Source organism: Micromonospora sp. NPDC051006, assembly GCF_044456245.1.
GTDB lineage: Bacteria > Actinomycetota > Actinomycetes > Mycobacteriales > Micromonosporaceae > Micromonospora.
This window is the reverse complement of the sequence record NZ_JBITFP010000001.1, coordinates 497,343-509,519: the sequence shown is the minus strand read 5'-3', so window position 1 is coordinate 509,519 and position 12,177 is coordinate 497,343. Positions and strand designations below refer to the sequence as shown.

General features: G+C 73.9%; 10 protein-coding genes and 1 pseudogene. 6 read left to right on the top strand and 5 right to left on the bottom strand.

Annotated features, from left to right (window positions below; genetic code table 11):
- Positions 1-38 precede the first annotated feature (38 nt).
- A pseudogene (locus ACIBBA_RS02430) lies at positions 39-1,841 on the top strand (potassium channel family protein); the annotation flags it as partial.
- 18 nt (positions 1,842-1,859) lie between these two features.
- Here ACIBBA_RS02430 and ACIBBA_RS02425 read toward each other — a convergent pair.
- Both ACIBBA_RS02425 and ACIBBA_RS02420 read right to left on the bottom strand, forming a co-directional pair.
- A complete protein-coding gene (locus ACIBBA_RS02425) occupies positions 1,860-3,098 on the bottom strand; it encodes an APC family permease (protein WP_396692971.1) in 1,239 nt (412 codons plus the stop codon).
- A gap of 10 nt (positions 3,099-3,108) precedes the next feature.
- Positions 3,109-3,882, bottom strand: coding sequence for a phosphatase PAP2 family protein (locus ACIBBA_RS02420; RefSeq protein ID WP_396692969.1), 774 nt, complete (start codon positions 3,880-3,882; stop codon positions 3,109-3,111).
- 66 nt (positions 3,883-3,948) lie between these two features.
- Between ACIBBA_RS02420 and ACIBBA_RS02415 the strand changes: the two genes are divergently transcribed.
- Positions 3,949-5,172, top strand: coding sequence for a DUF4032 domain-containing protein (locus tag ACIBBA_RS02415; protein ID WP_396692967.1), 1,224 nt, complete (start codon positions 3,949-3,951; stop codon positions 5,170-5,172).
- Between the two features lie 57 nt (positions 5,173-5,229).
- On the opposite strand, the gene nagA is transcribed toward ACIBBA_RS02415, so the two are convergent.
- From nagA to ACIBBA_RS02400, 3 genes are all read right to left on the bottom strand, one after another.
- Positions 5,230-6,339 (bottom strand): N-acetylglucosamine-6-phosphate deacetylase, encoded by a 1,110-nt coding sequence (gene nagA, locus ACIBBA_RS02410; RefSeq protein WP_396692965.1) that lies wholly within the window; start codon positions 6,337-6,339, stop codon positions 5,230-5,232.
- Complete coding sequence (locus ACIBBA_RS02405; protein WP_396692963.1) at positions 6,336-7,277, bottom strand: ROK family protein; 942 nt, start codon at positions 7,275-7,277, stop codon at positions 6,336-6,338. The genes nagA and ACIBBA_RS02405 overlap by 4 nt, the downstream gene beginning before the upstream one ends.
- 75 nt (positions 7,278-7,352) lie before the next feature.
- A complete protein-coding gene (locus ACIBBA_RS02400; RefSeq protein ID WP_396692961.1) occupies positions 7,353-8,282 on the bottom strand; it encodes an SIS domain-containing protein in 930 nt (309 codons plus the stop codon).
- A 199-nt stretch (positions 8,283-8,481) separates the two neighbouring features.
- Here ACIBBA_RS02400 and ACIBBA_RS02395 point away from each other — a divergent pair, with 199 nt between their 5' ends.
- From ACIBBA_RS02395 to ACIBBA_RS02380, 4 genes are all read left to right on the top strand, one after another.
- Complete coding sequence (locus tag ACIBBA_RS02395; RefSeq protein ID WP_357055887.1) at positions 8,482-9,267, top strand: DeoR/GlpR family DNA-binding transcription regulator; 786 nt, start codon at positions 8,482-8,484, stop codon at positions 9,265-9,267.
- Positions 9,268-9,442: 175 nt separating this feature from the next.
- A complete protein-coding gene (locus tag ACIBBA_RS02390) occupies positions 9,443-10,453 on the top strand; it encodes an ABC transporter ATP-binding protein (protein ID WP_396692959.1) in 1,011 nt (336 codons plus the stop codon).
- The gene (locus tag ACIBBA_RS02385) at positions 10,450-11,466 is read left to right on the top strand and encodes an ABC transporter permease subunit (RefSeq protein ID WP_396692957.1); all 1,017 of its coding nucleotides are present in this window, start codon (positions 10,450-10,452) and stop codon (positions 11,464-11,466) included. Before ACIBBA_RS02390 ends, ACIBBA_RS02385 begins: the two co-directional genes overlap by 4 nt.
- Before the next feature lie 107 nt (positions 11,467-11,573).
- Entirely contained in the window at positions 11,574-12,014 is a 441-nt protein-coding gene (locus ACIBBA_RS02380; protein ID WP_396692955.1) for a DUF3263 domain-containing protein, read from the top strand.
- The last annotated feature ends 163 nt before the right edge of the window (positions 12,015-12,177 follow it).

Sequence of the window (12,177 nt, the reverse complement as noted above, 5' to 3'; positions counted from 1 at the left end):
GGGTCGCCCAGCGTGGTCGTGCTGACTACGATCCGGGCATGGGGGAGCCGTGGCGGGATCGGGCGCGCCGGGCGGTCGAGTGGAACTGGCGGCTTCGCCCCGCCGGTGACCCCCGGCCGCACTACGTCGTCTGCGGGCGGGACGCGCTCGCCTACTACGTGGCCAAGGCGCTGCTCGACACCGAGCTGCCCGCCGGCGGCGCCCGGGTGACCGTGGTGGTGCCGGAGCGATACCGCTCCAACGGGCCGGACGTGGCCACGCTGCGCGGCGTCCGGGTGGTCCGCTCCGACCGGCTCGACGTGGCCACCTTCGAGACCGCCGGGCTGGCCGGCGCGGCGGGGGTGGCCCTGCTGCACCAGGACGACGTGGGCAACCTGCACGCGGCGCTCTGCGCTCAGGCGGTCGACGGCCGGGTCCGCCAGGTGCTGCGGATGTTCAACGGCACCCTCGCCGACGGCGTCCGGACGCTGCTCGAGGCCCGGGTCGAGGTGCTCTCCGACGCCGAGATGGCCGCACCGGCGTTCGTCGCGGCGGCGCTCGGCGAGGTCGACCCGTCGCACTTCCAGCATCGGGACCGCACGCTGCGGGTGGCCCGGCGCGCCGACGTGCGGGAGCAGGACGTGGCCTGCGGGCTGGCCGACCTGAGCGACCCGCAGCGGCCGCTGCTGCTCCCGGCCGACCAGACGGTCGCCGACCTGGTGCTCGCCGAGGCGACCGGGCAGCCGCCGGGCACCGAGGTGGCCGCCCGCCGGCTGGTCCGGGCGCGGCGGCGGCCGGTGGCGGTGGTGCTCCGGGCGGCCCGGGGCTTCGCCACCCGCAAGATCGGCATCGCGGTGATGGCGCTGCTCGCGGTGATCGCCGTGCTGGGCGCGTTGATCTCCCGGGCCGAGGGCGTCTCCCCTGCCGAGGCGCTCTACCTCACCCTGGTCACCACGCTCAGCGGCGCCGACCCCGACACGACCAAGCCCGCCGACGCGCAGATCATGCAGGTGGTGCTCAACCTGGCCGGGCTGGCGCTGATCCCGCTGATCACCGCGGTCGTGGTCGACGGGATCGTCAACGCCCGGCTGGCCCTGCACACCGGGCGGCTGCAACCGGCCCGCTCCGGCCACGTGGTGGTGGTCGGGCTCGGCAACGTGGGCACCCGGGTGATGGCCCAGCTGCGCGAGTACGACGTCGAGGTCGTCGCGATCGACAAGGATCCCGAACCGCGCGGTGCCACCCTGGCCCGGCAGCTCGGGGTGCCGCTGGTCGTCGGTGACGCCGCCCTGCCCGAGACCCTGGTGGCCGCCTCGGTGGCGGACTGCCAGGCGCTGGTGGTGGTCTCTACCGACGACGTGACCAACCTGGAGTCGGCGCTCGCCGGCCGCGATCTCCGCCGCGACCTGCGGGTGGTGCTGCGCCTCTTCGACGGTGACTTCGCCGAGCGGGTCGAGCAGGCGTTCGGCCTCGGCGTCTCCCGGTCGGTGTCATACCTGGCCGCGCCCGCCTTCACCGGCGCGCTGACCGAGCGCGCGGTGATCGCCACCATCCCGATCGGGCGGCACGCGCTGCCGGTCGCCGAGGTGCCGGTGGCCGCCGGATCCGAGCTGGACGGCCGGCCGCTCAGCGTGGTCTCCCGGGACGGTCAGGTGCGGCTGATCGCCCGCACCCCGGCCGGTGGTGCCAAGACGATCTGGTGGAAGGAACTCGACCCCCGGCAGGTGATCTTCGCGGGTGACCGGCTGACCGTGGTCGCCCGCCGGGCCGGGTTGGACTGGCTCACCCGCCAGGCGGCGCCACCCGCCCTCGGCGTGCGGGGCGTGGTTCCGCCCACCCTGGCGGGGACTCCGCCGCCCCGCTCGGCGGCAGTCTCGCCCTCAGCCCCGCCGGCGCCGGGCGGCGTACCCCGCGGCGCCGACGGCGAGCACGCCGAAGCCCGCGAGGACGCTGCTCAGCGGCAGGTTGACCGCGAGCAGCAGGCAACCGACCAGCCCGAGCCCGGCGAGCGCCTGAACCGGTAGCTTCCGGGCCGGGTCGCGGCCGAGGGTCAGCGCCGCGGCGTTGGTGATCGCGTAGTAGACCAGCACCGTGCAGCTGGAGAAGCCGATCGCGGCGCGTACGTCGCCGAGCGCCACCACCAGCACCACGACCGCGGCGACCGCCAGCTCGGCCCGGTGCGGCACCCGGCGCCGGGGGTGCACGGCGGCCAGCCCACCGGGCAGGTCGCGGCGGCGGGCCATCGCCAGCAGGGTGCGCCCGACCCCGGCGAGCAGGGAGAGCAGCACGCCGGTGACCGCGACCGTGGCCCCGGCGCGGACCACCCACGCCAGGTCGGGCAGCCCGGCGGCGGTCACCACGTCGGCCAGCGGCGCGGCGGAACCGGCCAGCCGGTCGGCGCCGAGCACCCCCAGCGCCACCACGGCGAGGACCAGGTAGATCGCCAGCACCACGCCGAGCGCCAGCGGCACCGCGCGCGGGATCGTCCGCTCCGGGTCGCGGACCTCCTCGCCCAGGGTGGCGATGCGGGCGTAGCCGGCGAAGGCGAAGAAGAGCAGGCCGGCGGCGGTGAGCACGCCGCGTCCGGAGCCGCCGGGGTCGGTCAGCCGGTCCAGGACGACCGGGCCGCCGACCAGGCCGGTGACCGCCACCAGGATCAGCACCGCCAGCACCAGCCCGACCAGCAGCTTCGTCACGAGAGCGGTCTTGCCGATGCCCCGCAGGTTCACCGCGGTCACCGCGAGCACCGCGCCGACCGCCACCAGCCGCGCCTGCTCCGGCCAGAGGTACGCCCCGATGGTCAGCGCCATCGCCGCGCAGCTCGCGGTCTTGCCGACCACGAAACCCCAGCCGGCCAGGAAGCCCGCGAACGGGCCGAGCCGCTCCCGGCCGTAGACGTAGGTGCCGCCGGACTCGGGGTAGCGGGCGGCCAGCCGGGCCGAGCTGGTGGCGTTGCAGAAGGCGATGAAACCGGCGATCACCAGGGCGGGCAGCAGCCCGGCGCCGCCGGCCGCCGTCGCGGCCGGGGCGAAGACCACGAAGACGCCCGCGCCGAGCATCGAGCCGAGCCCGATGAGCACCGCGTCGGGTACGCCGAGCCGGCGTTCGAGTTGGACCACGGCCGGCAGGCTAGGCGTCCGCGGTGAACAACGCGGTACGGCCGGACCCGGGCAGCCGGGCGGGCAGCGGTACGTCGTCCCACGGAATCCGGTGCAGCAGCCGGTCCAGGAGCAGGCCGAGCAGCAGGCCGGCCACCGAGTCGGTGAGCCAGTGCCAGCCCAGGTAGGTGGTGGTGCAGAGCACGATCAGCGGCGGCAGCACCCGTACGGCGATGATCACCCGGTGCGGCACCGGCCGGCCCATGCTGCGCAGCAGCGCGGCGACGAGCAGCGCCAGCACCCCGTACCAGACGATGGCGTTGGCCACGTGCCCGGACGGGTAGGACTGGGCGAAGCGGAACGGCACGTCCTGCTGGAAGAGCGGCAGGGTCTGCTCCGGCGCCAGGAACGGCTCCTTCACGCTGGCGCTCGGCGCCGGCCGGGCCGTCCAGACCTTCAGCGGCCCGATGGTCAGGTAGGTGAACAGGAAGGCGACGACCGGCGGCAGCACCGGCCGGATCGAGCGGACCCGGACCGCCACCAGCACCCCGAGCCCGGCGGCGAGCAGGGTCAGCGGGGTGCCCTGACCGAGCAGGTTCAACACCCGGGCCACCCAGTACGCCGCCGTCGGCCGGTGGGCCTGCGCCCAGTCGGCCACCGCCCGGTCGATGCCGAAGAGCTGATCGGCGGCGAGCGCCACCGTCAACCCGACCAGTCCGGCGAGCAGCAGCGCGTCGAACCACCAACCGGCCGGACGGACCGGTCTGAGCTGGACCTTCCGCCGTACCGCCGTGGTCTCCCGCACGCGACCACGCTACCGGGCTGCTGTGGGCCCAGCCACGATGGGAAGCCTTCGCCGGGCGGACGCGGCATGCTTGTCCCCGTGCGGATCACGTCTGCCCTCGTGGACCCGGCGCTGCTCGACCTGCCCTGGTCGACACCGCTGGAGGAGTGGCCTGCCCAGCACCTGGTGGCGCTGCCGCAGGGCATCTCCCGGCACATTGTCCGGTTCGTCCGGCTCGGCGACTACGTGTACGCGTTCAAGGAGACCCGCGAGCGCATCGCCGAGCGCGAGTACGACCTGCTCCGGGCCCTGGAACGGATCGACTTCCCGTCGGTGGAGGCGGTGGCGGTGGTCGCCGACCGGCAGACGCCGGAGGGGGAGCCCCTGGAGTCGGTCTTGATCACCCGCCACCTGCAGTTCTCGCTGCCCTACCGGGCGCTCTTCTCGCACACCCTGCGACCGGAAACCATGGGCCGGCTGCTCGACGCGCTCGCCGCGCTGCTGGTCCGGATGCACCTGACCGGGTTCTTCTGGGGTGACTGCTCCCTGTCCAACACGCTCTTCCGCCGGGACGCGGGCGCGTTCGCGGCCTACCTGGTGGACGCGGAGACCGGCGCGCTGCGCCCCTCGCTCTCCAACGGCCAGCGCGGCGAGGACCTGGAGATCGCCCGGGTGAACATCTTCGGCGAGGCGCTGGACCTCCAGGCCGCCGGCCTGCTGCACGAGTCCATCGACCCGGAGGCGGTCTGCGAAGAGGTCGTGCAGCGCTACGAGCGGCTCTGGCACGAGATCACCTACGAGCAGCAGGTCGAGCGGGAGGCCCGGCACGACATCGAGGGCCGGATCCGCCGCCTCAACGAGCTGGGCTTCGACGTGGCCGAGGTGGCCATGTCGACCATCGACGACGGGCGCTACCTGGTCCGGCCGAAGGTGGTCGACGCCGGCTACCACACCCGGCGGCTGCTGCGGCTGACCGGCCTGGACGCCGAGGAGAACCAGGCCCGCAGGCTCCTCAACGACCTGGACGCCTACCGGGCGGAGAGTGATCTCGTCGACGAGCAGCAGGCGGCGCACCGCTGGCTGACCGAGGTCTTCGAGCCGGTGGTCCGGGCCGTGCCGGCGCACCTGCGCCGCAAGCTGGAGCCGCAGGAGATCTTCGCCCAGATCATCGAGCACAAGTGGCTGCTCTCCGAGCGCGCCGGCCGGGACGTCGGGATGCGTCACGCGGTGCAGTCCTACCTGGTTGACGTGCTGGCGCACCGCCCCGACGAGCAGGCCGTGCTCGGCGTCGAGGTGCCCACCGCCGGCTGAGCCCGGCCCGCCCGCCGCCGGTCCCGCCGGGCGGACGCTGCGAGCGCTACCGCGGCGTCACTCCTGCCAGGAGCCGCCGCGTAGCACCCGGACCACGTTCAGCTCCTCGTCCAGCACCACCAGGTCGGCACGGAGGCCGACCTGGAGGGCGCCGACCCGGTCGCCGAGCCCGATCGCCCGGGCGGGGGTGGTGGCGACCATCCGGGCGGCGTCGGCCATCGGGATCCCGGCGGCGAGCGCGTGCCGCAGCGCCGCGTCCATGGTGAGGGTGCTGCCGGCGATCGCGCCGTCGGTCGCCAACCGGGCCACCCCGTCGGCCACAGTCACCGCCTGACCGCCCAGCTCGTACTCGCCGTCGGCCATCCCCGCCGCGGCCATCGCGTCGGTGATCAGGGCGGCCCGCTCGGGGCCGACCACCGAGGTGGCGAAGGTGAGCGTCCCGTCGTGCAGGTGCACCCCGTCGGCGACCAGCTCGCAGACCACGTTCGGCGCGTCCAGCAGGGCCACCACCGGGCCCGGCTCGCGGTGGTGCACCGGGCGCATCCCGTTGAACAGGTGGGTGCCGACGCTGGCGCCGGCCGCGAGCGCGGCGCGGGTCTCGTCGTAGGTGGCGTCGGTGTGACCGACGGCGGCGACCACCCGGTGCGCGGTGAGCAGCTTGATCGCGTCCAGGGCGCCGGCCCGCTCGGGGGCGAGGGTCACCATCCGGATCGTGTCGCCGGCCAGCTCGATCAGCTCGGTCAGCTCGTCGGTGGACGGGTCGCGGAGGAACTCCGGGTTCTGCGCCCCGCACCGGGCCGCCGAGAGGTACGGACCCTCGAAGTGGACGCCGGCCAGTACCCCCTCCTGCACCAGCGGACGGTACGCGGCGGTGGCCGAGCGCATCAGCTCGTACGGGGAGCTGACCAGGCTGGCCAGCAGGGTCGTGGTGCCGTGGGCCAGGTGGAAGGCGGCGGCCGAGCGAGCCTGCCCGGCGTCGCCGGTGGTGAACGTGTGCCCGCCACCGCCGTGGGTGTGCATGTCCACGAAGCCCGGCAGGATCCAGTGTCCGTCCCGCACCGCCGGGTACTCGGCCACCGCCGTGATCCGGTCGCCGTCCCACTCGACGCAGCCCTGACGGATGACGCCGTTCGGGGTCACCACCTTGCCGCTGACCCGCACGGTCATTGCTTCTCCACGGTTCTCGGGACGCCCAGGGCGTCGAGGGCGAGCAGGGCGGCGCCGAGGCAGCCTGCCTCGTCGCCCAGGGCCGCCGCGACCAGCCGCGGCTCCCGGTGAAAGGTCATCCGCTCGTGCAGCGCCGCGCGGAGCGGGTCGAGCAGTCGCGCGCCGGCCTGCGCCAGCCCGCCGCCGAGCACGATCGTGGCCACGTCGAAGAGCGCCTGCCCGGTCGCGAGCCCGTCGGCGAGCGCCGCCACGGTCTCCTGCCAGATCCGCACCGCCGCCGGCTCGCCGGCGGCGGCCCGCTCGGCCACCTCGGCCGCGTCGGCCGGGACCCCGGTCAGCTCGGCGTAGCGGCGGCCGACCGCGGCGGCCGAGGCGATCGCCTCCAGGCAGCCGGGTCGCCCGCAGCCGCAGCGCGGGCCGTCCGGGCGGACCAGGATGTGGCCGATCTCGCCGGCGGCGCCGTGCGCGCCGACGCTGGCTGAGCCGTCGACGACGTGCGCGGCCGCGATGCCGGTGCCGATCGCGACGAAGAGCACGTGCCCGGCGCCCCGGCCGGCGCCGAGCCGAGCCTCGGCGAGACCGCCCACCCGCACGTCGTGGCCGAGCGCCGTGGGCAGGCCGAGCCGCGCCACCGCGAGGTCCCGCAGCGGTACGTCCCGGAAGCCGATGTTGGCCGACCAGACGGCGACGCCGCGCCCCTCGTCGACCACGCCGGGCACGGCGACGCCGAGCGCGACCGGAGTGCGACCGTCGGCGCAGGCCTTGCCGGCCAGCCCTTCGGCGACCTCCAGGATGGTGTCGACCACCGCCGCGGGCCCGCGGTCGGAACCGGTCGGGTGTCGTTCGGTGTGCACAGTGCGGCCGTCCGGGCGGACCAGGGCGCACTTCATGCCGGTACCGCCGACGTCCAGCGCGACGACGACGTCGCCGTCACTCATGCCAGCACTCCGCTGCGCTCCGTGCCGCCACGAGGCACCGCCGGCTGAGCCGGTGGTCCGCCCGCTGACGCTCGCTCACGCGAGCACCACGGAGCGGGTCAGGTGTCGGGGCGCGTCCGGGTCGAGGCCCCGGCTGGTGGCGAGGGCGACCGCGAACCGCTGGGCCAGGATCAGGTCGGCCATCGGGTCCACCGGGTTCCGCCCGGCCGCCCAACTGCCGAGCACGGTGCGGCAACCGTGGGTGCGGCTGTGCACGAAGGCGGCGCCGGTCGCGGCGACGTCCTCGGGCAGCCCGTCGGGCAGCGCGCCGAACGCCCAGACCAGCCGGCCCGGTGCGGCGATCGAGATCGGCCCGTGCCGATAGTCCATCGCCGGGTACGCCTCGGCCCAGAAGGTGGCGGCCTCCCGGCACTTCAGCGCGGCCTCCTGGGCCAGCCCGATCGTCCAACCGCGACCGAGGAAGGTGACCTGCTCGATCAGGCCCGGGTCGATCGGCAGCGGGGCGCGGACCGCGACCTCGGCGTCGGCGGCCAGCGCGCCGACGTTCTCGCCCAGGTGGGCGCGGAGCAGGGCCAGCGCGGTGGTGGCGAAGCGGGTCTGCACCACCGAGCGTTCGTCGGCGAAGGGCATGGTCACCGCGGCGTCGGCGAGCTGCACCGCGGGCGAACCCGGGTCGCCGGCGAGCACGGTGGTCGGCAGCTGGCCACGCAGCGCCTCGATCAGCTCCACCACCTCGGTGGTGGTGCCGGAGCGGCTGATCGCGATCAGCCGGTCGTAGCGCCGCCCGGCGGGGAACTCGGAGGCCTGGAAGGCGTCGGTCTCACCCTGCCCGGCCTGCTCCCGCAGCGCCGCGTACGCCATCGCCATGAACCACGACGTGCCGCAGCCGACGACGGCGACCCGTTCGCCGGGGGCGGGTAGGCCGGGGTGCCCGCCGGCGGCGAGCTCCGCGGCCTCCCGCCAGCAGTCGGGCTGACTCGCGATCTCCGCGTCGACGTACGCCATCACAACTCCTCGCACGAGGCGGCCGTGCGCAATACGGCTCGTTATACCCGTCTTTCGCGCGTCATTCTGCGCGAACGGGGGTCGTCGTGGCAACCGGCTGCCCGTTCGCGCAGACCGGTGTTTTGCGCCCTCCTAGTTTCGCGCACTACTGTGCACGCAATCAATCACCGATCGTGCAGTCGCTGGGAGGGCCCCCACGGTGGACCGCTACGCCAGATGGAATGCGCTGCTCGAGATGCTGACCGACAGCGGTCGGGTCAGCGTCGAGGAGGCCGCCGAGCGGCTGGACGTCTCCCAGGCGACCATCCGGCGCGACTTCGACCAGCTCGCCCAGCAGCAGATGATCACCCGTACCCGGGGTGGCGCGGTGGCCAACGGGGTCTCCTACGACCTGCCGCTGCGCTACAAGACCGCCAAGCACTCGGCGGAGAAGCAGCGCATCGGCGCGGCTGCCGCCGCACTGGTGTCGCCGGGCACGGTGGTCGGCCTGAACGGCGGCACCACCAGCACCGAGGTGGCCCGGGCGCTGGCCGTCCGGCCGGATCTAAACACCAACGCCGAGGGCGCCCAGTTGACCGTGGTGACCAACGCGCTGAACATCGCCAACGAGCTGCTGGTCCGGTCCCGGATGAAGGTGGTGGTGGCTGGCGGGGTGGTCCGACCGAAGTCCTTCGAGCTGGTCGGCCCGCTCGGCGGCGCGCTGCTGCGTGAGGTCACCCTGGACATCGCCCTGCTCGGCGTGGACGCGATCGACCCGCAGCTCGGCGCGGCCGCGCACCACGAGGGTGAGGCCGCGATGAACAACCTCATGGTGGCGCGGGCGAAGCGCGTAGTGATCATCGCCGACTCGTCCAAGCTGGGCGGTCACGCGTTCGCCCGGATCTGCCCGGTGGACCGGGTGGAGATCCTGGTGACCGACTCCGGCGCCGACCCCGACGTGGTCGAGGGGTTCCGCGCGGCCGGCGTGCACGTCGTCTGCGCCTGAGTCGCCCCCACCGCACCTCGCTCCCGTTTCCCGGTCCGGCCCGGCCGGTCGCGCAGCGTGATCGGATGACCCCCGACCGGGTTTTTCGGCGCGTCATTGCATACCCGGTATTGCACGACGGTGCATACCGCGTATGGTGTCGCCTGACATGCCAACCCATCGGGGGAGGTGCAGCTTGCCAGCTGTCCTGGAGATCGAAGGTCTACGTAAGACGTACAAGAGTCGTCGACGCGGCACCCGCAACGCGTTGGACGGCTTCGACATGCGGGTCAACGCGGGGCAGGTGCACGGCTTCCTCGGCCCCAACGGGTCCGGCAAGACGACCACTCTGCGTACGCTGCTCGGCCTGATCCGGCCCAACGGCGGCCGGATGAGCATCCTCGGACACGAGGTGCCCGCGGCGCTGCCGACCGTCGCCGGTCAGGTCGGCGCGATCGTGGAGAGCCCGCAGTTCTTCCCGCACTTCACCGCCCGGGACACGCTGTCCCTGCTGGCCTCCGCGGGTGAGGTGCCGGCCACCCGGGTCGACGAGGTGCTCGAGCTGGTCGGGCTGCGCGACCGGGCCGGCGAGCGGGTCAAGACCTACTCGCTCGGCATGAAGCAGCGGCTCGCCGTCGCCTCGGCCCTGCTCAAGAACCCGAAGCTGCTGATCCTCGACGAGCCGGCCAACGGTCTCGACCCCGGCGGCATCCGGGAGATGCGCAGCCTGATGCGCAACCTCTCCGAGTCCGGGATGACCGTGGTGCTCTCCAGCCACATCCTCGGCGAGATCCAGCTCATCTGCGACTCGGTCACCATCATCTCGCTGGGCCGCCGGGTCGCCTTCGGCCCGGTCGACGAGGTGCTCGCCCAGCACTCGTCCGGCGCGGTGCGGGTACGCCTCGAAGCGGTGACCGACCTGCCCGCGGCAACCGAGGCGCTCACCCGGGCCGGGATCCGGGTCACCGGGCAGCCGGACCACCTGATGCTCGGCGGCGTCGACAAGCCGGCCACGGTCACCCGACTCCTCGCCGAGCAGGGCCTCTACGTCAGCGAGCTGGCGCCGATCGCCGTCGACCTGGAGAGCGTCTTCCTCGAGTTGACCTCCACCGCGCCGGTCCCCGGTCAGCACCGGCAGGTCGACCAGTCCACGAAGGTCGGTGGGTCGGAGCAGTCCGGTGCCGCCGGAGGGGGGTGGGGCGCGTGAGCCTCTACCGTACGGAGCTGCGCCGGCTCGCCAAGCGGCGCTTCACCCGCTACATGTCGCTGCTCGGCCTGCTGGTGCTGGCGGCGGTGGTGGTCGGGATGTTCTTCAGCAACCAGAAGATCGACGCCGCCGCGCAAGTCCGTGCCGAGCGCCAGGCCGAGCAGCAGTACCAGGATCAGGTGCGCTACACCGAGCAGGAACGCGCGGCGTGCACGCAGGCCGAGGCGGCCGGCACGAAGGACGCCAACCGGTTCCCGCCGGAGTGCGACATGATCACGGCCCCGCCGCGCGAGGCGTTCCAGGCCGAGTGGTTCCTGCCGTCGACGTTCGACTTCCGGGAGAGCTTCGGCGAGATGCTGATCCCGTTCGCGGCGATCCTGGGGCTGGTCGGCTTCGTCGTCGGCGCGTCCTTCATCGGCGCCGAGTGGAGCAGCGGCGGAATGATGAACCTGCTGCTCTGGCGGCCGAAGCGGCTCACCGTGCTGCTCAGCAAGCTGGCGGCGCTGCTCACCGGGATGTTCGCGCTGACGGTCTCGACCGGGCTGCTCTGGTACGGCGGGTTCTGGCTGGTCGCCCTGTTCCGGGGCAGCACCGAGAAGGTGACCTCCGGTGTCTGGCAGTCGCTCGCCCTGACCGGGCTGCGCGGGCTGGTGCTGGTGCTCGCCGCCACCACCATCGGCTTCGCACTGGCCTCGCTGGGCCGGCACACCGCGATGGCCCTCGGCGGCGTGGTCGCGTTGCTGGTGGTCGGCCAGTTCGGGCTCGGCATCCTGCTGAGCATGGCCCGGATTCCGTTCGTCGAGGCGTGGCTGCTGCCCACGTACGCGGCGGCCTGGATGCAGAAGAAGGTGACCCTGGAGAACTGGGAAGCCTGCAACGCCACCTTCACCGGTGAGTGCAAGCCGGAGACCTTCGACATCACCTGGCAGCAGTCCTCGGTGATGCTGGTGGTCGGGGTCGCGGTGATCCTCGGCGGGGCCCTCTGGGCGATGCGCCGACGCGACATCTCCTGACCCTCGGGACGCCGGCCGCGACGACAGATGCGGCCGGCGTCCGCCCTGGTTAGGCTGGGGTCCCCCCGGTCGGCGTCGCGGTGCCGGCCGCTCGCCCGAGGAGCGCCATGCAGCCTGCCGACGCCGCCCCGGCCGCCGCCGAGCCACCCACCGACGCGCCGGATGCGACGCCGGGGCTGGGCGCGGCCGGCAACGCCCGGCCCGGCGCGGCCCCCGTCCCGCCGCCCCGTTCGGTGCCGGCCCAGGAGACCGTCCCGGCCGAGGTCGACGACGCTCGGCGGGCGGCCTCAGCCGATGCCGCGCCGTCAGCTACCGCCGCCGGGTTGACCGAGCGGGAACAGGCGATCCTCGCCTTCGAACAGCAGTGGTGGCGGCACGCCGGCGCGAAGGAACAGGCCATCCGGGACGCCTTCGGCCTTTCTGCCACCCGCTACTACCAACTGCTCAACGGGCTGCTCGACAACCCGGCCGCGCTCGCCGCCGAGCCGGTGCTGATCGGCCGGCTGCGCCGGCTGCGTTCCTCCCGCGCCCGCAACCGCCGCCGCTGAGCACATCGGCCCGGGCCCACGCCATCTCGGCCTGATCCGTCGCGCGGGGCCGGAACGACCGTCCCGGTACGGCACCGGTGGACCTGTCCGGTCTGACCCGGACTTGATTGATCCAGCCCGCTGCGGAATCCCTGCACCGGCTCACCCGGTCTGGCCCGCACCG